Here is a 22,485-nt window from a genome sequence, read left to right as displayed (position 1 = left end):
TAGCGAATCAATTATCTTGCATGAATAAAAAGCGGCGAGAAAAATGATCTTGCCGCTCTTTTAAAAATTATTTTGTGCCTGTACTACCAAACCCACCTTGGCCACGTTCTGTTTCATCCAAAGAGGAAACTTCCTCAAATTCCGGCTGCTCTACCGGCATGATAACCAGCTGGGCAATGCGGTCGTTTGGTTCCACGGTAAAAGCTTTTGTGGAATGGTTCTGTAACCCCACAATCAATTCCCCACGATAATCGCTATCAATCACACCAACGCAGTTTGCTGGGGTAATATTGTGTTTAATTCCCAGCCCGCTTCTCGCAAATACAAAAGCGGCCAGTTTATTTGTAGGCAGAGCAATTGCCAAACCAGTTGGGATTTTTACAGTCTCCCCTGGCTGGATGGTAATTGTTTCGGTAATGCAGGCATGCAGGTCGCACCCAGCACTTCCAGAAGTAGCTGGTTTTGGAACAATGGCGTTTGGATTTAATTTTTGAATGCTAATTTTCATTTTGGAAACTCCTTGCGGTCAAAATTTTGCCATGCAGAATACGGATACAAAATCTACTATCACACAGCAAACATGGTTTTATTTCTTGATATTAATAACATTTACTCCATCCGCAACTTTTGCAGATATTGCAGCCACCTTCAAAGGCCAATGGTTCTCCACACTGTGGGCAGAGGATGGATTCTTTATTGATATTTTCCACCTTTTTTGGCTTTTCCTTTTTGGTTGGTATTGGTTTTGGCTTTGGTTCCTGATTCCCCAGTTCTGCCTGTACTTCATTGTACATATCCAACAGTGCGTTCCCCACTGCCATCGGGCAGCAAGACCCTTTGGAAGTATCGTTACGGGTTGCCTTCCGTACTGTATAAGATGGACAGGAACCTGTGCTATTCAATTGGTCAATAATAGTGTAAATATCAATTCCACCACGGGCACTGATAGAAATCATACGGGAAAGCCCAATCATGAAATTATTGCATCCCCCAGTACTTCCTTTACTCAAATAAGTCTCCAGCAATGCACCAGTGTTAGTATCAAACAATGCAATACAGTGGAGGCTGCCACAGCCTGTCATCAATTTACGCTTTTTGCCGATAACATCATCGCTTACCTGGACTATGTCCCCTCTGCCCAAACCTTCTCCAGCAGTTGGAACCTTCTTTTCATCTGGTGTGGAATCGGTTGTTAAGATTCCAACCCTTTGGCAGCCATCACGGAAGATCGTAATTCCTTTTAGCTTATTCTCATAAGCATACATATAAAGGTTTTCGGTTTCTTCTACAGTGAACTGGTTTGGTACATTAACAGTGGAGCTGATAGAAGCATCAATATGGGTTTGCCAAATCGCTTGCATCTGAATCCGCTGTTTGTAATCCAGCGTCATAGCAGTAATAAAGTATTCCGGCAAGTCGCTGTCATCCATGATATTATGCTCTTTCATAAAATGTTCTACAATTGGAGTGTATACCTTATAGTAAACATCCTTACCATGGAGAGATTCTGTTTTACGCTCGTAATAGTTGGCGAATATTGGTTCAATTCCCCCGGAAATCCCCAACATGGTAGAGAGAGTTCCCGTTGGGGCAATGGTCAACAATTGAGAATTGCGCAGCCCATATTTTTTTACCAAATCCCTAGTTGCTTGAGAAGTATTTTTCAGGAAATATGGGGTTGTAGTGATTTCCTGGATATTGCATTTTGGGAATGGTCCATGTTCTTTCGCCAAACGGGCAGATTCCGCAATCGCAGTATCCGCCATAGCAAAACCAATTTTGTCGCACAGCGCAATGGCATCTTTGGAACCATAAGTAATTCCCAATTTAATGAGCATATCTGCTAATCCCATAATACCCAGCCCAATCTGGCGCCAATTACGAACGCTTTCTTGCTGTTCTTTTAATGGATGTAGTGGAAGCCCTTCCTCCAACACGTCATTTAATCCCCGTACCGCAATGCAAACCGCCTGTTTAAATCCATCAAAATCAAAAGCGGCGGATTCAGTAAATGGATCGTTGACAAAGTTAGTAAGGTTTAAGCTTCCTAACAAGCAGCTCCCCCCTGCTGGGAGAGGTTCTTCCGCACATGGGTTTACCCCGGCGTATTCAAATTCTTTTGTATTGCTTAACAGATTCCAGGAACGGATAGTATCCCAGAACAAAGCTCCAGGTTCCGCAAAATCCCAGTTGGTTTCCGCAATTTTGTGGAAGAGTTCCTTTGCGTTGACTTCTTTTGTAATCTGTTCCCCGGTTTCCAAACGGGTATAGTTCAAAGTGTATGGCTGATTCTTTTTCACAGCCTGCATAAAATCATCAGTAATACGGATAGAGATATTTGCTTTGGTCACCTTGTTCAAATCAGTTTTGATCCCAATGAATTCTTCTACATCCGGATGGGAACAGGAAATCGAAATCATCAATGCGCCACGCCGCCCATTTTGACCAATCAGTTCTGTTACTAAGGAATATAAATCCATAAAGGACACCGACCCACTAGTATGTTTGGCAGCGTTGTTAATCCTTGCACCCCGTGGAGAAAGCTTAGAAATATCCGTTCCACATCCACCACCATAACTATAGGTGCGCGCCAATTTGGTAGCACATTCAAAAATACTTTCAATATTATCTTCTGGAGGGGAAATCACATAACAGTTGCTTAAACTTACTTTTTTGCCTAAATGTTGCAATCCTCTATTGGATAGAATACGACCGCCATATAGAAATTTTTGCTCTTTTACCAACTGCTTTAGTTCCTCTGACCCTCCAGTAATACGATCCAACCAATGGTCAAAAGTTTCATTCTCATAGCAGTATTTATTTTTCCATATATCCAGTCCAAGCTGATTATGTTCCCCTAGCCATTCTTTTGCTTCCATTTTATTATAAAACCCCTTTAACTATAATCATATACAACATATTGTTGTGAATACTATCATATCACACTAGAAATAGAAAATCAACTTTTATTTCTTATAAAAAACAACGGAATTTTCTGAAAGTTTCTACGGGTTTATTGTTCCCCTTTGATAATTATCGCCAAAAACACTAAGTCTTCTTTGGAAGGATTTGAAATCCCATGGCTATGCCCACTAGGAGTAAAGGTCAAATCCCCTGCTGTTACTGGATATTCTATACCGTCATCGTTGTAAATCCCGTTTCCCGATAAAATATAGTAAGTTTCACTCTCGTTAAAATGGGGGTGGTATTTTAATTTCCCTCCGGTTGGCATTACCACTTTTGCCACCATGCGGCATTTACCATCCATCTGCTCGGTATTTAATAGATGTTCCACCATCATTGTTCCTTGTTCGATTTCACGCAGTTCTGTTTTCCGTTCTTCTGGCTTTGTTATCATAGCAATTTCCTCCTTCAAGCAAAATCAGACCATACTGGAAATGGACATCCGATGATCTGATTGGTAAAACATATACTATTATTATGGCACGAATTGCAGAAGAAAGCAATGGACAAAATAGATTTTTACCATTATAATAAAAAACAGGAGCTATTTTGTTTGTGAAGATTTACAGCGTGCAAAATAGCATTTGGTTCAGAAATATCAGCCAGATCATTTGTACATGGAAACCATATAATAATGGTATTTTTCAGTGCCTAGTAATAAAAAATATAATTCGATTTTTAAAACTTGAGTATTGCAACATAAAAAACAGAAAGGAAGTTTTTATGGGCTGTAAAATTGCGTGCTGCCAAATGGAAGTAACCAGGGACAAGGAAAACAATTTGGAGCGTGCCGCTAAGATGGTGGAAACAGCAGCTCAGCAAGGAGCGGAATTGATTGTGCTACCAGAAATGTTCCAATGCCCCTATGAAAACCAGGCATTTCCGGAATATGCGGAACCGGAAAACGGTAAAACCGTCCGTTTTTTAGCGGAATTATCTCGAAAGTACCAGTGTATCCTAGTTGGAGGTTCCATTCCAGAGCAGGAAAAAGGACACTACTACAACACCTGCTTTGTGTTTGAACATGGTAACTATTTAGGAAAGCATCAGAAATACCATCTATTCGATGTCAATATTCCTGGAAAAATTTCGTTTCAAGAATCCAGTATCCTTTCTTCTGGAGAACATTTTTCGGTTTTTTCAACCAGTATCGGAAAAATTGGCGTGGGTATCTGTTTTGACCTGCGGTTTCCGGAACAATGGATACAAATGGCGCTGGATGGGGCAAAACTTCTCATTTGTCCAGCAGCATTTAATCCGGTAACCGGTCCAAAACACTGGGATCTGTTGTTACGTGCCAGGGCGATTGACAGCCAATGCTTTGTGGCAGCCTGTTCCCCTGCTTATCATCCTACTGCCAGTTATCACGCTTATGGACACTCCTGTGTGGTTTCCCCTTGGGGGGAAATCCTCCATCAGTTAGAGGAACAGCAGGAAATCCTATTTGTGGAAATTGATTTGGAGCAGGTAGCGGAAGTAAGGCAACAAATTCCTATTTTATCTGCTGACCGATTTGCAACGAAAAGGAAGTGAAATAGAAATGGAAGAATTTTTATCCACCCATATTGGCACAATAATCTGCGTCCTTATGGCTATTACAATGTTATTGATTTCCTTGCCTTTTTTCATTGGGCGGGAAAAAGCTGCCGGTTTGGTTGCCGGTTTTAATACCTTAAGTGAGGAAGAACAAAAACAATATGATAAAAAGAAAATTAGCAAAGGACATGCGATCATTTTTGTGGTTTCATCTATTATCTTTGTAGTCGGAACAGGATTGAGCCTGTTAAACCAGTGGTTGGCTCTTATTTGCTTTCTGGTATGGTTGCTTTATTTCCTACACAACGTATCATCCAACCCGAAAAAAGCATTCTCTAAATATTTAAAATAATCAAGTTATAATAAAAAACTCCTAATGGAACAAATCATTAGGAGTTTTTTCATATTTACGTAAAGAAAACCTCTCTCATCTCATACCTCTGCGTATGGTTATTCTATATTGGCCATAAGAACAACAATACTGTGCGGAATTTCATTGGGAAGAGCATTTTTGTAATTTCAATTCACGCTACCCGTGGGGGCAGCGACCTGGGCAATGGAATATATTTCGCCCCAAGTTCAATATTTCAATCCACGCTGCCTGTGGGGGCAGCGACTCTGGCTGATCTCACCAATTGTCCAGCCAATCTATTTCAATCCACGCTGCCCGTGGGGGCAGCGACTTTTATTGACTGTTTGGATTTCGATACGATTGGAATTTCAATCCACGCTGCCCGTGGGGGCAGCGACTTATCGGTAATGCTACCTACAAAAGCAATGATGATTTCAATCCACGCTGCCCGTGGGGGCAGCGACAACTTACGAAAAGAGATGAAGAACCTTAACGATATTTCAATCCACGCTGCCCGTGGGGGCAGCGACTGTATGGTCGGCTTACGGAGATAGTATCCCTATTATTTCAATCCACGCTGCCCGTGGGGGCAGCGACCCAACAAGGGAATTAATAACATTATAGCGGCGATAATTTCAATCCACGCTGCCCGTGGGGGCAGCGACACGGTTGGATAAATTCCTGCGGGGCTGCCGGAAAATTTCAATCCACGCTGCCCGTGGGGGCAGCGACTGTAGTAGCAGCGGGAATAACTTGCCAATGGAAATTTCAATCCACGCTGCCCGTGGGGGCAGCGACCTGCGTAATTGCTTAAACCCTGTCATATCAACCAAAAATTTCAATCCACGCTGCCCGTGGGGGCAGCGACGTTTCAACCTAACAAAATAAATTATAAAACTTTATTTCAATCCACGCTGCCCGTGGGGGCAGCGACTGGCATTGTCTATTACAAGGTAGTGTTTCACGTATTTCAATCCACGCTGCCCGTGGGGGCAGCGACAAAGGCAAGACATCCACTGTGGTTAACAATTTTATTATTTCAATCCACGCTGCCCGTGGGGGCAGCGACCGCAAAATATAGTAAGTTATAAAATTTTCACCCTAAATATTGAAATGATAATATAATATTACCATTGAATCAAGGTAGATGTTTACCATATTCCGCATTTTTTAGTGCGAACGCATAGAAAATTTATGAGAGCTTATGGTTCGCACCAACGATTATTCTCTCTAAAACACCTATTTTAGAAACATTGAAAAATAATTTAAATGCACAAATTCAAAATATTATTTTTTCAGTTCCCACTCTTTGATTGTTTTTGCTTCCTCATACATCTGACAATAACTCTCATGGCGGGTAATTCCAATTTCCCCACGCTGAAGCGCTGCCAGCACTGCACAGCCTTTTTCTACTGTATGAGAACATCCCGTAAATTTACATTGGTTTAAAAAAGGAGTAAATTCTCGGAAACAATACTGTAATTCCTCTTTTGTAATCACTTCGTATTGCATAGTATCCACCGTGGAAAATCCAGGTGTATCCGCTACATATCCACCATTGATTTCAAACAGTTCAACATGGCGGGTGGTATGCCTTCCCCTGCCAAGTTTTGCACTGGTTTCCCCTGTTTTTAGTCGTAATTGGGGCATGAGACGGTTCAACAAAGTGGATTTTCCCACACCAGTATTACCGCAAAATCCGCTAATTTTTCCTGGCAGACAGGTTAGAATTTGGCCTAAATCCTCATCATCATTTACTACAATGGTTTGAAATCCAGCATGCTGGTAAATAGACTGTATTTTATCTGGGGATTCCAAATCTGATTTTGTAATAACAATAATAGGTTCAATCTGTTTGTGTTCCGCAATGGCAATTAATTTATCGGTAATAAAAAAATTTGGTACAGGCTGGGTACAGGACATTACGAAAAAAAGTTGATCCAAATTTGCCAAAGGTGGGCGGATAAAATCATTTTTTCGGGGAAGGATTTCCCGCACCACATTGTCCTGAGGGTCAAACAATACTTGGTCTCCTACATAAGGAGACACTCCTTTTTTACGGAATACCCCTGCTGCTTTGCACTCATATTCTATTGCAGAATCAGCGGATTTTACACTATAAAATCCGCTGATTGCTCTTATAATTAATCCCTGCTCCATGTACCATACCTATTTCTACTACTGATGTTATCATTAGAAGAACTATTATTTGGAGTGCTACTTTCATCCTCAATTTCAGAAGAGGATGGGGCAGAAGATTCTGGTTGACTGGAAGATGGAGTCTGGGAAGATTCTGGCGCAGAAGAAGTAACTACTCCTGTACCATCACTAACGGTCAAAGTAATTGTTGCACCAACCGCAACAGTATTTCCTCCTCTTGGGTCTTGAGAAATAACCGTACCTGCTGGTTTGTCACTTTTCACTGTGTGAATATTAACCTTTAATCCCTGGCTTTCCAAGGCACTGCGGGCACTACCTTGGTCTTTCCCTACAACATCCTGAACATAGACAGTATTGCTCTGCCCATAGCTGTAATATACCGTTATCGCCTGTTTTGGATCTACTTTTGTACCCGCTTTTGGATCTGTGCTAATCACACAATTAGCTGGCACACTACTATCTTCTTTTTTTACCTTATTGATGGAACCAGTAAATCCTTCTTCTTTTAATCTGGCCACTGCGGCATCAATATCCAAACCGGATACATCCGGTACTTTTACCTGTTGGGAACCTTTGCTGACATAAAGAGTTATCTTGCCGTTTTCTTTAATTTTAATATCTGGGTCAGGTTCCTGATCAAAAATCAAGTCTTCCGTATATTCGGAATTGTATTCGCTGACAATTTTAAAATCAATCTTTTTATATTCTTCCATGTTCTGTACATCATGGTAATTCATACCGGTAAAGTCCTGTACCACAACATCTTCTGGAGCAGGCTGTTTTAATACCAACATTAAGGTAATCAAAATTGCCGCAATGACAACAAATGTAATGGATACCCCCAATAGGATTGGCAGGAATTTGGATTTTTTGGTTTCTTCTTCCTCTTCCTGTTCCTCATCCTTCTGGGCCACATTAAAATATTTTGTAGTCCCTTCATCAAAATATTTATATTCAAATACAATGCTTGGATTCCGTTTGAATTCATCAATATCACGGAGCATCTCCGCTGCGCTTTGGTACCGTTTATTTGGGTTTTTTTGCATAGCGCGGACAATGATTTCCTCCAATCCTTCTGGAATGTCAGGATTGATGGAACGCGGAGCCGGCGCAATCGCTTGCATCTGTTTTACAGCAACTTCTTCTGGGGTTTCCCCGTCAAATGGCAGTTTTCCCGTCAGCATCTCATAGAGCATAACACCCACAGAATACAGATCCGATTTTTCATCGGTTACCTCGCCGCTTGCCTGCTCTGGACTAATGTAATGGACAGAACCGATTGCCTGTTCGGTATTACGTTTTTCATCCCTTGCAAAACGTGCAATGCCAAAGTCCATGACTTTAATGGTGCCATCCTCCAGCAGCATGATATTTTGCGGTTTGATGTCCCGATGGACAATCCCTTTATCATGGGCATGTTGTAAAGCGCGGAGAATCTGAACGGTAAACAGTACCGCATCTTTCCAACTCAATACCCCTACTTTTTCCATGAATTCCTTTAAGGTAATGCCGTCAATCAACTCCATGACAATATATTGAATACGGTCGCCAAAATTCACATCAAAGATGCGGACAATGTTAGGGTGGGATAACGCTGCAACCGCTTTGGATTCATTGCGGAACCGGCGCAGGAACTCCTCATTGCCCTGATACTCTTCTTTTAAAATTTTAATTGCCACATATTTCTGGTCTACAATATCAAAAGCCTTATAGACATTTGCCATACCGCCCATGCCAATTAGCTCTTTAAACTCATACCGTCCGTCTAAACGCTTGCCGATGAATTTATCCATTCAAACTTTCCTCCTGTTTCACTTAAATTGTCCATCAAGATTTTATGAAAAATGGAATACATCAGCATTCCAATACAACTGCGGTAATATTATCATGGCCGCCATGTTTTTTTGCCGCCTGCAACAGACGTTTTACCGATTGGCGGGCATTATTTTGTTCTAAAATCAATAAAATTTCCGCTTCGCTGCAGCAATTGGTTAATCCGTCCGTGCAAAGGAGGATTTTATCGCCATATTTGCATGGAAATTCATTATAATCAATTTCCACAGTAGCTTCTACCCCAATTGCGCGGGTAATCTGGTTTTTCTGAGGGTGGGATTTTGCTTGTTCCTCCGTAATCTGACCATGTTCCAATAAATATTGAATAAAAGAATGGTCTTTTGTAAGCTGGGTCAGTTTTCCTTTCCGAAGCAAGTATGCCCGGCTGTCCCCAACATGACCGATATACAAAATGTCGTTCATCACCACTGCCAAAACAGCGGTTGTCCCCATTCCTGCCAAAGCAGGCTGCTGTTGGGCTTTTTCATAAACCACACTATTAGCAGCGTTCAATGCAGCCAATATCAAGTGGTAAACAGAACGAGGGTCCATGTATTCTCTTAGGTTTTGCATTACCTGAGTACTAATAATATCCCTTGCTAATTGGCTTGCCACATTGCCGCCATTTTCGCCGCCCATGCCATCACAAACCAATGCAAAACCAACAGACGGGGTCAAATCTCCTGACATAAAGGTATCTTGATTGGTCTCACGGACTAAGCCTACATCCGTTTTACCAAATATTTGCACAAAAAATCCTCCTTTAGGATCGATTATCCCGCCGTAGTTGGCCACAAGCAGCATTAATATCCTGTCCCAATGTTCTGCGGACAGTGACATTAATGCCACTTTGTTCTAACAACCTGGAAAAACGGATTACATTTTGTTTTTTACTTGCTTGATAATCTCTCTCTTTGATTTCGTTTACTGGAATCAGGTTTACATGGCAGAGTAAGGGTTTTAACCTTGCCGCCAGCTCATTGGCATCCTGTTCCCTGTCGTTTACCCCTTTAATTAAAGCGTATTCAAAAGAAATCCTACGGTTTGTTTGCTGAATATAGTAACAACAGGCTTCCAACAACTCCTCAATGGGGTACTTCAAGTTTACCGGCATCGTTTTAGAACGCATGGTATTGTTGGGGGCATGAAGGGAAATGGACAGGGTGATCTGCAATTTTCTATCAGCCAGTTCGTAAATTCTGGGGACAAGCCCACAAGTGGATAAAGTGATATGCCGCTGGCCTAAATTCCTGCCAGAAGGATGGGAAATCAGTTCCAAAAACGCCATAACGTTTTCAAAATTATCCAACGGTTCCCCAATACCCATCAGGACAATATTAGAAATCTTTTGCCCGGTATCCTGCTCAGTGCGGTAAACCTGCTCCAGCATTTCCGAGGGAGTAAGGCAACGAACAAATCCAGCTTTGGTGGAAGCGCAAAAACTGCACCCCATCCGACAGCCTACCTGGGTGGAGATACAAATACTGTTTCCATACTGGTATTTCATGAAAACAGACTCCACACACTCCCCGTCCTGGAGTTCATATAAATATTTTACCGTATCATCAATACGAGATACAAGCTTTTTTTTGATTTTTAAGCAATTCAAATAAAATTCAGCGGATAATTCTTCCCGCAATTGTGCAGAAAGATTGGTCATTTGTCCAAAGTCGGATACATTCCGCTTATGTAGCCATTCAAAAATCTGTTTCGTCCGGAAATTTGGCTGACCTTTTTGTTCCATTACCTGAGCCAACTGCTGATAGGTAAGCGATTTGATATCAATCAAACTGTAATTCCCCTTTTCTTCATAGCACAAAGATAAAAACCATCGCTGTCAAGCTGGTTTGGTAAAAATGTCAAATCATAGCCTGCATGAGGATAAAATTGGGTGAGTACCTCAGGCAGCTGGAGTGGAGAAAATTCAGGATGTTGGAGCAAAAATGCCTTGGTTATCTCCTGATTTTCCCGTTTAGACAAGGTACACGTGGAATAGATTAACACGCCCCCTGCTTTTACATATTGGCTGGCTATTTCTAAAATATTCATCTGTATTTTTGGCAAGCCCTCCACTGATTGTTCTGATTTATATTTGATTTCCGGTTTCCGGCGGATTACTCCAAAACCAGAACATGGTACATCACATAACACCAATCCAAATTTACCTATTTTTTCATGATAAATAGAGGCATCAGATACCTGGGCATGTACCGAAGAAAGCCCCAAGCGTTTCGCTCCAGATTTAATCAATTTTACCCGATGTTCATGGAGATCACAAGCTGTTATTGGAACGGTATCTTTTAATTCCTCGGCAATGGTAAAGGTTTTTCCTCCTGGAGCAGCACAAACATCCAAAACAGAATCTGGATGATAAGCTGCTACAACCTGTCCACATAGTTGGGAAGCCACATCTTGGACATGGAACATTCCCTGCTCAAACAAAGCTGTATCTGCCAACGAACCACCATCCAACACTTCAACACAGTTTTCCATTAGATGGGGTTTTAAGGTAAATCCTTGTTCTTCTAATTGGATGGAAAGTTCCTCTTTTGTAGTTTTTAATGGATTTACTCGCAAAGTTAACGGCGGTCTGCCCATTTGCTGTTGTAGTAGCTGTTCCGCTACTTCCCTACCGTATTCATTAAACAAACTTTCTACTAGCCAGACTGGACAGGAATACCGTAGGGAAAAATACTGTACCGGTTTTCTTTCTGAGTCAGGATAGTTAATTTTTTTCCCATCCCGCAAAAAGTTCCGCAATACCGCATTGACAAAACCAGATGCCGCTTTTTTGTGGATTGCCTTTGTTAGGTTAACGCTCTCGTTCACTGCGGCAAAATCATCTACCTGAAGGGAGATCATCTGATATAACCCCAAACGCAGGATATTGCGAATTTCAATCGTCATTTTTTCGATAGGATGTTTGGAATAGCAGGTAATAATATAATCCAGGGTAATTTTGCTTTCCAACACCCCGTAAAACAGTTTGGAGGCAAAATCCCGGTCACGGGAATCCAGATCTGAGTGCTTTAGCAGGGATTCCATCATTAAATTGGAATACGCCTGCTGTTTTTCCATACGGTTTAAGGATTCCAATGCGATTTGTCGTGCTGTTTTCACTGAAGTTTCTCCTTGTTCTTAGTCGTCTCTACGGTTTCCAGCAATTGCTAATAAACGGAACAGCTGTAGGATTGCGGTAATTAAGCTTGCTACATAAGTCATAGCAGCAGCGGAAAGCATTTTTTTTGCCCCAACCATCTCATCCGGTTCCAAATAATAGTTGCTTTCCAAGGTGCGTAAAGCACGGCTGCTAGCGTTGAATTCCACTGGCAAGGTAACCAGTTGGAACAGGACAACTGCCGCGAACAGCACAATACCGATAGTGAGCAGAATATCCATCTGGAAAATCAACCCGATAAAAAATAATGGCCAGGAAAGCTGGGAACCAATTTGAGTAATAGGGATGATTGCACCCCTGAGTTTCATTGGCACATAACCCTGGCTGTGCTGGATGGCGTGGCCAACCTCGTGGGCAGCAACCCCCAACGCAGCCACCGAAGTGCTGTTATACACCGAACTGGACAACCGCACTACATTAGTGCGGGGGTCGTAGTGGTCAGTAAGTTGACCGGAAACCATCTCAATTGCCACATGATTTAAACCGTTCTGATCCAGAATCATCCTGGCAATCATGGCGCCGGTATATCCACGGCGGTTGTACACCTTGCTGTACTTTGCGAAATTGCTTTTTACTTTAATTTGTGCGAAAACCGTAATGATAATTGCTGGCAGCATATAAAGGATATAGCTGAAATAAGGATAAAAATAATAGCCCATTTTATACAAACTCCTGTTTTATAATATCGTTTGTAGATTGCCGAAAATTCCACCAACCGATCATTTTCTTAATGGCATAATGAAAACACAACTGGTTTACAAAGTAGATATCATTTCTAAGGTGTCGTTGAATGCCAAGAGAGAAAAAATAACGTTTGATTGAAAATAAACTATATTTTAAGCAAGTATACTTAATTAGATTGATTCGACAATCTCAACTTTCCTATTTTCTGTAACAGATAAAATAGAATCATGATTAGTATACCTGGAAAAGATGAAAAATTAACAGATGTTTTGTATCCAAATCATTGCAAAAAAATGACGGGCATACTGATTAGCCAAGGCATTCCCCTTTTGCCAGCTTTTTTCCGTTTAAAAAGGAACGGCCATCCATCCGTTTAGAGCCTTCCGGCTGGACTTCCAACAACTCCACCGCATCTTCCCCACAGGCGATGATGCAGCGTTTGGCATCTAACAATTCTCCTGGCTTACCGTTTTTTCCTTTTACAATAGCGGAATGGTATATTTTTAATTTTTTGCCGTTTAACATGGTGTAGGCAGCGGGCCAATCGGATAGCCCTCTGATTTTATTATGCACCAGCTGGGCTGGTTGGGCAAAATCCAACAGGCTCATTTCCCTGCTCAGCATAGGAGCGTAACAGCTTTGGCTGTCATCTTGCGGGATACGTGGCGCTGTTCCTCCCTCTATCTGTTCCAGTGTTGTTAGTAACAAATCCGCACCGATCTCTGTCAGGCGGTCAAACAATTCAGCAGAAGTTTCATTTTCTCCAATTGGAGTTTCGGATTTTAAAATCATATCCCCGGTGTCCAAACCTTCCGCCATATACATGGTGGTCACCCCTGCCACTGGGTCACCGTTGAGGACACTCCACTGGATAGGAGCTGCCCCACGGTATTTCGGCAAGAGAGAACCATGCACATTGATGCAACCATAAGGTGGGATCTCCAATACTGCTTTTGGCAAAATTCTGCCATAAGCCACCACTACAATCACATCTGGATGAAGTTCCCGAATGAAATTGATCTGTTCATCGTCTTTCAAGGTAAGTGGCTGGTATACTGGCAGATTGTGCTGTAATGCCAGCTGTTTGACTGGTGGGGGCTGTAATTTATATCCCCTTCCCTTTGGTTTATCCGGCTGGGTAAAAACCGCCTGAATCGTATGGCCGGCATCAATCAATTTTTGCAGGCTCGCCACCGCAAAATCCGGCGTCCCCATAAAAATAACATTCATTCTATTCACGCACCATTTCTGTTGCTAAATCTTTAAATACAACCCCGTTCAAGTGGTCAATTTCATGGCAAAGCGCCCTTGCCATCAATTCTTTCCCTTTTACCAGGATGGCATTGCCGTTGCGGTCATAGGCTTTTACCTTTACTTTATTAGGGCGGGTGACAATCCCAAACTCATTTGGATAGGAAAGGCAGCCTTCGGAACCAGTCTGGGTACCGGAAGTTTCCAAAATTTCTGGGTTGATCAGTTCAACTAGCCCTTCCCCAACATCAATCACTACAACCCGTTTTAAAACACCTACCTGAGGGGCAGCCAAACCAACCCCATCCGCTTGATACATGGTTTCCGCCATGTCGTCCAGGAGCTGATGAAGGCGTTGGTCAAATACGGTCACTTCACGGCATTTTTTCCGCAAAATCGAATCGTCATCTATCACAATATTTCGTAAAGCCATAGGTATGATCTTCCTTTCTTACTGTTAATTGATTTCGCCGTTGATATCACAATAAAGATGCAGGTTGGAACATTCCTTACGGGAGGCGGTGTAAACCAGCACTTTCCGCATCAATTGGCGGAACGCCGTGTTGTTCCTGCATTTTAAGATAATGCGTTGGCGGTATTTATTATTCATTTTATAAATATAAGGTTTGCTGCGCCCCAATACTTTCATGGGGATGTTCTGCCGCAAGCCTTTTGTTGCCTGTTTTAATACGGTGAGGAACAACCTTGCCCCAATATCCACCTGTTGTTCCTGCCTGCCAGTGATCCCCACCAGGCAGATATCGCAAAATGGCGGGTAAAAAAACGCCTCACGCTCCACAATTTCATCCTGGTAAAAGGATTGGTAATCCTGGGAAGCTGCCTGCCGGATAACGGGGTGGTCGGGGTTATAGGTCTGGATATATGCCCTGCCCTTTTTACCGCCCCTTCCGCTTCTGCCCACCACCTGGGTCAGCATGGAAAAAGCGTGCTCATGGCATTTAAAATCATCCCCAAACAACATGCTGTCAGCAGAGAGCACCCCCACCAACGTGACATTGGGGAAATCCAGCCCTTTGGCTACAATCTGGGTTCCAATTAAAATATCATATTCCCCTTTGGAAAAACTCTGGATTTTGGATTCCAAAGCCGCCCTGGTAAAGGTGGTGTCAGCATCCATGCGAAGCACCCGGGCATCTGGGAAATACTGTTGTACCTCTTCTTCAATTTTCTGGGTACCCTGTCCGGTGAGCATCAGATGGCCTCCACCACATTCTGGACAGGTTTTGGGAAGCTCCTGGGAATATCCACAATAATGACACATCAGGTAGCCGTTGGCACGGTGGTAGGTCATACCCACACTACAATGGGGACATTCCGCCACCCAACCACAATCCACACAGCTCAACACAGAACGGTATCCCCGCCGGTTTAAGAGCAAAATCGACTGTTCCCCCTGACGCAGATTTCTGGCGATTTCTTCCGCCAGATATTCGCTGACACCGGTAATCAAAGAAGATGGCTCCTGACGCATATCAATCAAGGTCACCTCAGGGAGCTGGGCATCCGCATAACGTTGATTGAGCTCATACAAGGAATACACTCCTTGCTTTGCTGCATAGTAGCTTTCCACCGAAGGGGTGGCAGACGCCAGCAGGAGCAAGGCTTTTTGCTGGATGCACCGGTATTTTGCCACATCCCGAGTGTGGTAACGGGGGGACATATCCGAGGATTTATAGGTAGATTCCCCTTCTTCGTCCATGATAATCAGCCCCAGCTGTTCCAATGGGGCAAAAACCGCGCTTCTGGTACCAATGACGATTTTAACTTCTCCATTTTTGATCCGTTTATATTCATCCATCTGTTCCCCCATGGAAAGGCTGCTGTGCATCACAGCGATTTCCGAGCCAAACGCCAACTGGAATTTTTGGAGCATTTGAGGAGTAAGGGAGATTTCTGGCACCATCAAAATGGTTTGCTTGCCCATCTGTGTCATCTTTTCAATGAGCTTGAGGAATACTTGGGTTTTTCCACTTCCAGTAATCCCGTGGAGCAGCGCTACGCTAGGACGGTTGGTATAGTATTGATGCAGCAGGCCATCTAATACTTCCTGCTGCTGTGTGGTCAATACCAACTCCGGCTTTCGCGTTGGCATTGCCGCCTCATATGGGGTGCGATATACTTCCTGTTCATATAGGGTGACAATCCCTTGCTTTGCCAGGTTTTTTACCACAATATCTGTGACACCACAAAAATAACATACCTCTTTTATCGAAACTGCCCCCAGTTCCAATAAAAAAGAAACCACCTTTTTTTGTTTCTGGGAAAGTTTACAGCTAGAAGGGTCAAACTCTGGGTCGGCTATTTTGACCATATTTACTGTTTTATCCCCTAGTTTCCGTTTGGAAGAAACCGAAGGGGTTAACACCTGTTGCTGAATCAAAAAATCAATATCAGAACGGTGTCCAGATTCCAACTGATGCTGAACAATCCTATCCACTTCTTGCTGATTTGCCGCTTTCCGCAAAAACGAGAGCAGCTCCAGCTGGTGAGGAGAATAATTTTCCAGCCCCTCCAGCCGGTCGATAAACTGATAGCTTTTTTTTAAAAAATAAGAGAAACCCGCTGGCAAAATCGTGCGGATCGCCTCATAATAAGTACAAAAAGTAGAATGCACCAGATAAAAAACAATGTCAACCATTTTACTTGACAAAATTGGCTGATCATCTAAAAATCCGGCAATTGTTTTTAATTTTATTTCTGGCTGGTCATTTTTTATGTCAAGGATAACTCCTTGTCGATACTGGTTGGCATTACCAAATGGCACGCTAACCCTACAGCCTATTTTTGCCTGAGCTTGTTGATGGTCTGGCACAGCATAATCAAACAGGCGGTCAAACCGGATAGAGGTTTTTTCCACTGCTATTTTCGCAATCAATGCCAGCCCTCCTTTTTATCCCCGATGTGCTAAAATTTGATCTAACAATACCTGAGCCAAAGCCTGTTTGGACATTTTCTTCAACGGGGTAATCTGGCCTTTGGTAATCAGGGTTACAATATTGGTATCCACCCCAAAACCTGCCCCTGGATCGGATATACTGTTAGCAACTATCATATCCAGGTTTTTCTTTTCTAATTTTTGGGCAGAATTTTCGATTAAATCCTGGGTTTCCATGGAAAAACCACAAAGGAATTGCCCATGGCGTTTCCTTGCGCCCAATTCGGCAAGAATATCCTTGGTTCTAGTCAGTTCCAGCTGGGAATCCATCTCCCCTTTTTTCAATTTATGGTCAGCAGCTAATTTTGGTTTGTAGTCCGCCACCGCTGCTGTTTTGATAATAATATCGTACTCATTGGAAATATTGGTGACAGCGCGGAACATATCCTGGGCGGTGACCACTGGAACTACTGTAACGCCTGCTGGCCGTGGCAGATTCACTGGGCCGGAAACCAAAGTGACATTTGCCCCCCGCATACAGGCGGCTTTTGCGATGGCATAGCCCATTTTTCCGGTGGAATGATTGGTAATATACCGCACTGGGTCGATTGGCTCCTGGGTAGGGCCAGCGGTTACCAAAACCCGAAGCCCTTTCATGTCCTGAGTATAGCAGACTTGTTGACAGATCCGTTCATAAATCTGCTCTGTTTCTGGCAGGCGACCTTTTCCACTATCTCCACAGGCGAGCATACCGGAATCTGGTTCCTCCACAAAAAAGCCATAGGAACGAAGCTTTTGCAGATTATCCTGGGTTATCGGGTTTTCATACATGCGGGTGTTCATAGATGGATACACCAATTTTGGGCAGGTAGCCGCCAAAACGGTGGTAGTCAGCATATCGTCCGCAATGCCATGCGCCATTTTGGCTATGGTGTTAGCGGTTGCGGGAGCGATTACCATAAGATCTGCTTTTTTTGCTAGCTCGACGTGTTCTACTTCCCAGTTATCCACCCGCTCAAAGGTAGAAACACAGCATTTATTTTTGGTTAATGTTTCAAATGTAAGGGGTTGTATTAATTCCGTTGCATTCTGGGTCATAATCACGTGGGTTTCGCAACCATTTTTGGTCAGCCGGCTTGCCAAATCCGCCATTTTATAGGCGGCAATCCCTCCACAAACCCCTAATACAACAACTTTTCCTTCCAGCATAAAATGCCTCCAACACTATTGTAATTTTGTAACCTCATCGGATTCCACCATTTTGCACTGGCCTTTCGCGAATTCCTCCACTGCCAGGGAAACTGGTTTGCCTCCTACAATATCGCCTTTTTCGTTGGCCTGGTCTACAATTTCACGGGCACGTTTTGCAACGGCAACCACCAAAGAATAGTAGCTCTCACCATGTTTTAAAATCTCTGTAATTGCAGGTCTATTCATACTCATATTAGCTCAACACTCCTTTAATCAACTCAACATTTTGTTCGGTTTTACATTTTTCCGCCACGATAATCGCCTTAACTTGGACGATAGCATCCTCTAAATTGTCATTGACAACGATATAATCATATTCATAAGCTTTGGAAATCTCAGTTAGCGCTTCGTTTAAACGCTGCTGCACCACTTCCTCAGTTTCTGTTCCTCTGCCACGAAGGCGCTGTTCCAACACCTCTAAACTTGGAGGCATAATAAAGATACTGACAACGTCATTTTCTTTCATTACTTTTAAGGCGCCGTTTACGTCGATTTCCAAAATCACATCATGACCCTGTTCTAGATGTTCGTATACCTCTTTTTTAGGGGTTCCATAATAGTTACCACAATATACATTGTGCTCCAAAATCATTCCGGTAGAAAGGCGGGATTCGAACTCCTCCTTTGAGAGGAAATAATAGTGTTTGCCATCCTGTTCCCCTTCTCTTGGCTGACGAGTTGTAGCAGACACTGAAATAAACACATTAGGATCCTCTGCGATAACTTGGTTAATTGTGCCTTTCCCGCTGCCGGATGGACCGGATAGCACCAATAACAAGCCTTTATTCATTTGCTTCATCCTCCCCGTCTGTATCGTCGTTTAAACGGTTGGCAACAGTTTCTGGCTGTAAGGCGGACAGAATAACATGGTCGCTTTCCATTACCACAACCGCCCTGGTACGGCGGCCATAAGTAGCGTCAATCAAACTGCCTTTTTCCTTCGCGTCCCCGATAATGCGTTTGATAGGGGCGGAATCTGGGCTAACGATTGCCACCAATTTGTTGGCAGAAACCATATTCCCAAACCCAATATTAATCAATTTCATTGCTATTTCCCCCTATTCAATATTCTGGATCTGTTCCCGTATTTTTTCAATGACGGATTTTTGGTCGATGACAATTTTAGAAATTTCCAAATCGGTTGCTTTGGAACCGATGGTATTGGTTTCCCGATTAATTTCCTGTACCAAGAAGTCGCATTTCCTGCCCACAGGCTGGTCACTTTGCAGCAGTTGACGGAACTGTTCCAGATGGCTATGCAAACGGACCGTTTCCTCATCTACTGCCACTTTATCCGCAAAGATAGCTGCCTCGGTGAGGATGCGAGCTTGGTCAATCTCCTGGTTTTCCAACACTTCCTGTAATTTGGCGAACAGACGCTCTTGGTAAGCAGCCACAGTTTTTGGGGATTGTTCTTCTACAACAGCAACCATCTGTTCAATCTCATCCAGTTTTGCAAGAAGGTCGGTTTTTAAGCGTTCTCCCTCTACAGTGCGCATTTCCAGGAACTGGTCCAATGCTTCCTGTACCACGGGCTGGACGGATGCCCAGATTACTTCCTCATCCTCAATCACCTTATGTACGTTGAATACATCCGGGAATCTAGCCACAGTGGAAAGGGAAAGGTCATCCTGCAACTGCAATTCCTCTTTAACGTTCCGCAGTGCTTGGACATATCCTTTGGCTACAGTGGAATTGATTTCAATTTCCGCATCCGTGCCTTCCAAAGTATAAATGCTAACAGATACTTCTACCTTACCACGGGAAACCATCCCCTGGATATAGGATTTTAGTTTTTCTTCTAAATAGCCATAGGTGCGTGGTACCCTGGCGTTAAACTCAAAATAACGGTGATTCACCGATTTAATCTCCACCAGGACTTCACGACCATTGATGATTTGATGGGCACGACCAAACCCTGTCATGCTTTTAATCATAAAAACATCCTCTCATAATGGTTTATTACAAATCATTGGATATATGATTTTTTCTATATTGCATAATTATATATTAAAATTATTATACCAAAGATATAGAGTCAAAGCAAGGTTTTGTTCATATATTATTTACAATTAAAAATATATTTACTCTTAGAGCTACGAGAAAACCATGTTGTACCAGGAATATGAGTAAATGAAATTCCACAACTTATAATGCGAATGACTATACAAAAACCGCCAGTCCTTTTTGAAACTGACGGTTCTATATCGATAAGTAGGTTTTATTATTCCGCAATGGAGACAACCAGCCTACTGGTTGTAACATCGATTTTCTGTCCAGGGTCAATGCTAGTTGCCACTACTGTGCCAGAAGCAGCTCCTTCTGATGAAACGGTTCTAGTATCATATAAAATGCCCAAATTATCCAGCTGGCTCTTATAAGCGGACCAGCTTTGTCCAGTATATTGTGGGATTTCCCGATATTTTGAGCCGTTGCTGACGGTTACCTTTACCGTTTGTCCCTCCTTGATTGGCTCATCTGGTTCAATGCTTTGTTTGATAATAACACCTTCTGGATATTGCTCATTATATTCATACTCCGCTTCTACCGTCAACATCGAATATTTGGAATCTGTTTTTACTACATTCAAGTATTGCCCTACTAAGTTGAGCATTAAATATCCATCCTGGTTGGATACTGTTGCACTAGAAGAGGCTTTTGAGGAACTCTCTTTGGAAGAAGTTTGGGAAGAACTTTCTTCAGAGGAACTCTCCTCCACTTCTGAACTGAGGATACTGGAAGTATTTTTATCTTTATCATTGGAATTATTTCCAAACAGATAGTACAATACTAACGCGGAAACCAAAATTAATACAGCTGCGGTAATCCCCACCGCAATCATAATATATTTTTTGGTGTTGTTGGTTTCCTGGTCTAGTTCCTGTTCCTGGATTAAAGATTCCACCTTTTCCGCGATCGCAGCCTGCTGCCTTGGAGGGGCGGATAAATCAGCGTACAGGTCGGTCATGGTCTGGGTACGAATACGGAAGGAAAGGGTCATAGCGGAGGTAATTGCCACTGAAACGTTGTTTGGAACCGCTGGATTTAACACTGCTAATTGCACCAAATTGTCTACACAGGTACGGCTTTTGGAATCCGTTGGCATAGTTCCTGTTAAGGTTTTATACAATACCGCTGCCATACCATATACATCCACCCAAGAACCATAGGACTGCTCCTCATTTTCGTATTGCTCCGGAGCGGCATAACCATCATATATTACAACTGGAAGTTCCGCATTGGTCATACGCATAGATGGGATACAGAATCCTCCAATTTTCACCTGGCCTTTTACTGTAACATAGATGGTTTCCGGACTTAGTCCCCCATGGACTAATCCCATGGCATGAAGCTGACCTAAATGCTTAATAACAGGCAAGAACATTTTAGAAGTTTCTTCCCAGGAAAGTTCTCCATAATGGTCTAGCAGATAATCCTTTAGTTTAACCCCTTCTACATGCTCCATAATCACATAGCAAGTGTTATTTTGGGCGAAAATCTCATAGGCTTGCACCAATGTAGACATTGTCCTAATTTTAGATAAAGCCTGGTTTTGTGTTAAAAATTCTTTTGCCGCCCTTTTAAACAGCTCGAATTTTTCCGACTCAATCTCCAGTTCCTGAGTTTCCGGATTACGGGTAACAATGGAATCTGGCAGGAACTCTTTCACTTCTACCACAGTGTTGATTTGAATATCATATGCAATATATACAGCACTCTCATGGGTTGAATACAGCAGGTTCCCAACTATGTAACGGTTATCTAAGAGGGTTTCTGGCTTTAAGTATGCTGGGTTAACCGGTACACTGCCGTTGACATAACCGCAGTTAGGGCAAATAACCGCATTCCCTTTTGGGTGCATACATCGGTGACAAATAGGTGATTGGTTGTCCATTGAAGTTGACCTCCTGAAATTAAGCTTTTTCTTCTTTTAAGTGTGGAAGTAAATGTTCCTGTACCATCTTTGCGGCAGTTTCTACAAACAAAGCGCAAGGACGTTTTTGATAATATTTTTCATCTCGTTCGGATGGGTTCTCTTTCACAAGGCATTTGGCGTTGGTAAGCAGTTCTCGACAACAAGTAGTACCCATTTTTTGTGTGAACTCCTGATCCAACTGTTTGATCCAATCATAAAGTTCTTTTTTGGATTGGATGTCTGTACGGTCATAGCCATCATGTGCTAGCCCTGCCAACAGAAACATTCCGGTAACAGCGCCACATTTTTCCCGCAGGCCGCCCATACCGGCACCAAAACCAGAAGATAATAATAATGCTTGCTGTTCTGGAATGCCAAACAAGTCACTAAATGCCGCAAAAACAGACTGGCTACAATTGTAACCTACATAAAATAAATCCAATGCTTTTTGTACACGGTCCATA

Annotated in this window: 21 protein-coding genes and 1 CRISPR repeat array; of the genes, 2 read left to right on the top strand and 19 right to left on the bottom strand. The window is 42.7% G+C overall.

Going from position 1 to position 22,485, the window contains the following annotated elements:
• Positions 1-67 precede the first annotated feature (67 nt).
• The 3 genes from dut to BQ2683_RS09630 all read right to left on the bottom strand — a co-directional run bounded on the left by dut (position 68) and on the right by BQ2683_RS09630 (position 3,358).
• Positions 68-508: a dUTP diphosphatase gene (dut, locus tag BQ2683_RS09640; protein WP_069988803.1), complete on the bottom strand. Its 441-nt coding sequence runs from the start codon at positions 506-508 to the stop codon at positions 68-70.
• A 91-nt stretch (positions 509-599) separates the two neighbouring features.
• Positions 600-2,879, bottom strand: a complete 2,280-nt coding sequence (locus BQ2683_RS09635; protein WP_069988802.1) for an adenosylcobalamin-dependent ribonucleoside-diphosphate reductase — start codon at positions 2,877-2,879, stop codon at positions 600-602.
• Positions 2,880-3,013: 134 nt separating this feature from the next.
• Positions 3,014-3,358 (bottom strand): cupin domain-containing protein, encoded by a 345-nt coding sequence (locus BQ2683_RS09630; RefSeq protein ID WP_069988801.1) that lies wholly within the window; start codon positions 3,356-3,358, stop codon positions 3,014-3,016.
• 329 nt (positions 3,359-3,687) lie between these two features.
• Here BQ2683_RS09630 and BQ2683_RS09625 point away from each other — a divergent pair, with 329 nt between their 5' ends.
• Positions 3,688-4,497 carry a carbon-nitrogen hydrolase family protein gene (locus tag BQ2683_RS09625; RefSeq protein ID WP_069988800.1) on the top strand — a complete coding sequence of 270 codons (810 nt, stop codon included), beginning with the start codon at positions 3,688-3,690 and terminating at the stop codon, positions 4,495-4,497.
• 7 nt (positions 4,498-4,504) lie between these two features.
• A complete protein-coding gene (locus BQ2683_RS09620; protein ID WP_069988799.1) occupies positions 4,505-4,852 on the top strand; it encodes a DUF3784 domain-containing protein in 348 nt (115 codons plus the stop codon).
• A 164-nt stretch (positions 4,853-5,016) separates the two neighbouring features.
• A CRISPR array of direct repeats spans positions 5,017-5,921; the repeat unit is 33 nt; unit sequence ATTTCAATCCACGCTGCCCGTGGGGGCAGCGAC.
• A gap of 218 nt (positions 5,922-6,139) precedes the next feature.
• Here the strand turns inward: BQ2683_RS09620 and rsgA are convergent.
• The 16 genes from rsgA to BQ2683_RS09540 form a co-directional block, all read right to left on the bottom strand.
• Positions 6,140-7,012 (bottom strand): ribosome small subunit-dependent GTPase A, encoded by an 873-nt coding sequence (gene rsgA / locus BQ2683_RS09615; protein ID WP_069988798.1) that lies wholly within the window; start codon positions 7,010-7,012, stop codon positions 6,140-6,142.
• Complete coding sequence (pknB, locus tag BQ2683_RS09610) at positions 6,997-8,805, bottom strand: Stk1 family PASTA domain-containing Ser/Thr kinase (protein WP_069988797.1); 1,809 nt, start codon at positions 8,803-8,805, stop codon at positions 6,997-6,999. Before pknB ends, rsgA begins: the two co-directional genes overlap by 16 nt.
• Positions 8,806-8,866: 61 nt before the next feature.
• Positions 8,867-9,595: a Stp1/IreP family PP2C-type Ser/Thr phosphatase gene (locus BQ2683_RS09605; RefSeq protein WP_069988796.1), complete on the bottom strand. Its 729-nt coding sequence runs from the start codon at positions 9,593-9,595 to the stop codon at positions 8,867-8,869.
• 13 nt (positions 9,596-9,608) lie between these two features.
• The gene (gene rlmN, locus BQ2683_RS09600; protein WP_286165422.1) at positions 9,609-10,634 is read right to left on the bottom strand and encodes a dual-specificity RNA methyltransferase RlmN; all 1,026 of its coding nucleotides are present in this window, start codon (positions 10,632-10,634) and stop codon (positions 9,609-9,611) included.
• Complete coding sequence (rsmB, locus tag BQ2683_RS09595) at positions 10,631-11,965, bottom strand: 16S rRNA (cytosine(967)-C(5))-methyltransferase RsmB (RefSeq protein WP_069988795.1); 1,335 nt, start codon at positions 11,963-11,965, stop codon at positions 10,631-10,633. The genes rlmN and rsmB overlap by 4 nt, the downstream gene beginning before the upstream one ends.
• 18 nt (positions 11,966-11,983) lie before the next feature.
• A complete protein-coding gene (locus tag BQ2683_RS09590; protein ID WP_069988794.1) occupies positions 11,984-12,682 on the bottom strand; it encodes a zinc metallopeptidase in 699 nt (232 codons plus the stop codon).
• Between the two features lie 334 nt (positions 12,683-13,016).
• The gene (gene fmt, locus BQ2683_RS09585; RefSeq protein WP_069988793.1) at positions 13,017-13,937 is read right to left on the bottom strand and encodes a methionyl-tRNA formyltransferase; all 921 of its coding nucleotides are present in this window, start codon (positions 13,935-13,937) and stop codon (positions 13,017-13,019) included.
• A gap of 1 nt (position 13,938) precedes the next feature.
• Complete coding sequence (def, locus tag BQ2683_RS09580; RefSeq protein ID WP_069988792.1) at positions 13,939-14,391, bottom strand: peptide deformylase; 453 nt, start codon at positions 14,389-14,391, stop codon at positions 13,939-13,941.
• A gap of 24 nt (positions 14,392-14,415) precedes the next feature.
• Complete coding sequence (priA, locus tag BQ2683_RS09575) at positions 14,416-16,854, bottom strand: replication restart helicase PriA (RefSeq protein ID WP_083256442.1); 2,439 nt, start codon at positions 16,852-16,854, stop codon at positions 14,416-14,418.
• 15 nt (positions 16,855-16,869) lie between these two features.
• Positions 16,870-18,063, bottom strand: coding sequence for a bifunctional phosphopantothenoylcysteine decarboxylase/phosphopantothenate--cysteine ligase CoaBC (gene coaBC, locus BQ2683_RS09570; RefSeq protein WP_069988790.1), 1,194 nt, complete (start codon positions 18,061-18,063; stop codon positions 16,870-16,872).
• Positions 18,064-18,078: 15 nt separating this feature from the next.
• A complete protein-coding gene (rpoZ, locus tag BQ2683_RS09565) occupies positions 18,079-18,297 on the bottom strand; it encodes a DNA-directed RNA polymerase subunit omega (RefSeq protein WP_083256441.1) in 219 nt (72 codons plus the stop codon).
• 1 nt (position 18,298) lies between these two features.
• Positions 18,299-18,904, bottom strand: a complete 606-nt coding sequence (gene gmk / locus BQ2683_RS09560; protein ID WP_069988789.1) for a guanylate kinase — start codon at positions 18,902-18,904, stop codon at positions 18,299-18,301.
• On the bottom strand, positions 18,888-19,151 hold the full coding sequence (remA, locus tag BQ2683_RS09555; protein WP_069988788.1) for an extracellular matrix/biofilm regulator RemA: 264 nt from the start codon (positions 19,149-19,151) through the stop codon (positions 18,888-18,890). Before remA ends, gmk begins: the two co-directional genes overlap by 17 nt.
• Before the next feature lie 12 nt (positions 19,152-19,163).
• Positions 19,164-20,042 (bottom strand): YicC/YloC family endoribonuclease, encoded by an 879-nt coding sequence (locus tag BQ2683_RS09550; RefSeq protein WP_069988787.1) that lies wholly within the window; start codon positions 20,040-20,042, stop codon positions 19,164-19,166.
• 287 nt (positions 20,043-20,329) lie between these two features.
• Positions 20,330-22,000, bottom strand: coding sequence for a protein kinase domain-containing protein (locus tag BQ2683_RS09545; protein WP_069988786.1), 1,671 nt, complete (start codon positions 21,998-22,000; stop codon positions 20,330-20,332).
• Positions 22,001-22,019: 19 nt separating this feature from the next.
• Entirely contained in the window at positions 22,020-22,484 is a 465-nt protein-coding gene (locus tag BQ2683_RS09540; protein ID WP_069988785.1) for a C-GCAxxG-C-C family protein, read from the bottom strand.
• Position 22,485: the final 1 nt, after the last annotated feature.

The organism is Massilioclostridium coli (genome assembly GCF_900095865.1).
Taxonomy (GTDB): domain Bacteria; phylum Bacillota; class Clostridia; order Oscillospirales; family Ruminococcaceae; genus Massilioclostridium; species Massilioclostridium facile.
Note: the sequence above shows the minus strand (reverse complement) of the source record. Positions and strands in the feature narration are given on the sequence as shown.

What these genes read in the sequence shown, in the direction of transcription:
- dut (WP_069988803.1), bottom strand. Translation starts at nt 508, where the DNA reads ATGAAAATTAGCATTCAAAAATTAAATCCAAACGCCATTGTTCCAAAA.
- BQ2683_RS09635 (WP_069988802.1), bottom strand. Translation starts at nt 2,879, where the DNA reads ATGGAAGCAAAAGAATGGCTAGGGGAACATAATCAGCTTGGACTGGAT.
- BQ2683_RS09630 (WP_069988801.1), bottom strand. Translation starts at nt 3,358, where the DNA reads ATGATAACAAAGCCAGAAGAACGGAAAACAGAACTGCGTGAAATCGAA.
- BQ2683_RS09625 (WP_069988800.1), top strand. Translation starts at nt 3,688, where the DNA reads ATGGGCTGTAAAATTGCGTGCTGCCAAATGGAAGTAACCAGGGACAAG.
- BQ2683_RS09620 (WP_069988799.1), top strand. Translation starts at nt 4,505, where the DNA reads ATGGAAGAATTTTTATCCACCCATATTGGCACAATAATCTGCGTCCTT.
- rsgA (WP_069988798.1), bottom strand. Translation starts at nt 7,012, where the DNA reads ATGGAGCAGGGATTAATTATAAGAGCAATCAGCGGATTTTATAGTGTA.
- pknB (WP_069988797.1), bottom strand. Translation starts at nt 8,805, where the DNA reads ATGGATAAATTCATCGGCAAGCGTTTAGACGGACGGTATGAGTTTAAA.
- BQ2683_RS09590 (WP_069988794.1), bottom strand. Translation starts at nt 12,682, where the DNA reads ATGGGCTATTATTTTTATCCTTATTTCAGCTATATCCTTTATATGCTG.
- fmt (WP_069988793.1), bottom strand. Translation starts at nt 13,937, where the DNA reads ATGAATGTTATTTTTATGGGGACGCCGGATTTTGCGGTGGCGAGCCTG.
- def (WP_069988792.1), bottom strand. Translation starts at nt 14,391, where the DNA reads ATGGCTTTACGAAATATTGTGATAGATGACGATTCGATTTTGCGGAAA.
- coaBC (WP_069988790.1), bottom strand. Translation starts at nt 18,063, where the DNA reads ATGCTGGAAGGAAAAGTTGTTGTATTAGGGGTTTGTGGAGGGATTGCC.
- rpoZ (WP_083256441.1), bottom strand. Translation starts at nt 18,297, where the DNA reads ATGAGTATGAATAGACCTGCAATTACAGAGATTTTAAAACATGGTGAG.
- gmk (WP_069988789.1), bottom strand. Translation starts at nt 18,904, where the DNA reads ATGAAGCAAATGAATAAAGGCTTGTTATTGGTGCTATCCGGTCCATCC.
- remA (WP_069988788.1), bottom strand. Translation starts at nt 19,151, where the DNA reads ATGAAATTGATTAATATTGGGTTTGGGAATATGGTTTCTGCCAACAAA.
- BQ2683_RS09550 (WP_069988787.1), bottom strand. Translation starts at nt 20,042, where the DNA reads ATGATTAAAAGCATGACAGGGTTTGGTCGTGCCCATCAAATCATCAAT.
- BQ2683_RS09545 (WP_069988786.1), bottom strand. Translation starts at nt 22,000, where the DNA reads ATGGACAACCAATCACCTATTTGTCACCGATGTATGCACCCAAAAGGG.
- BQ2683_RS09540 (WP_069988785.1), bottom strand. Translation starts at nt 22,484, where the DNA reads ATGGACCGTGTACAAAAAGCATTGGATTTATTTTATGTAGGTTACAAT.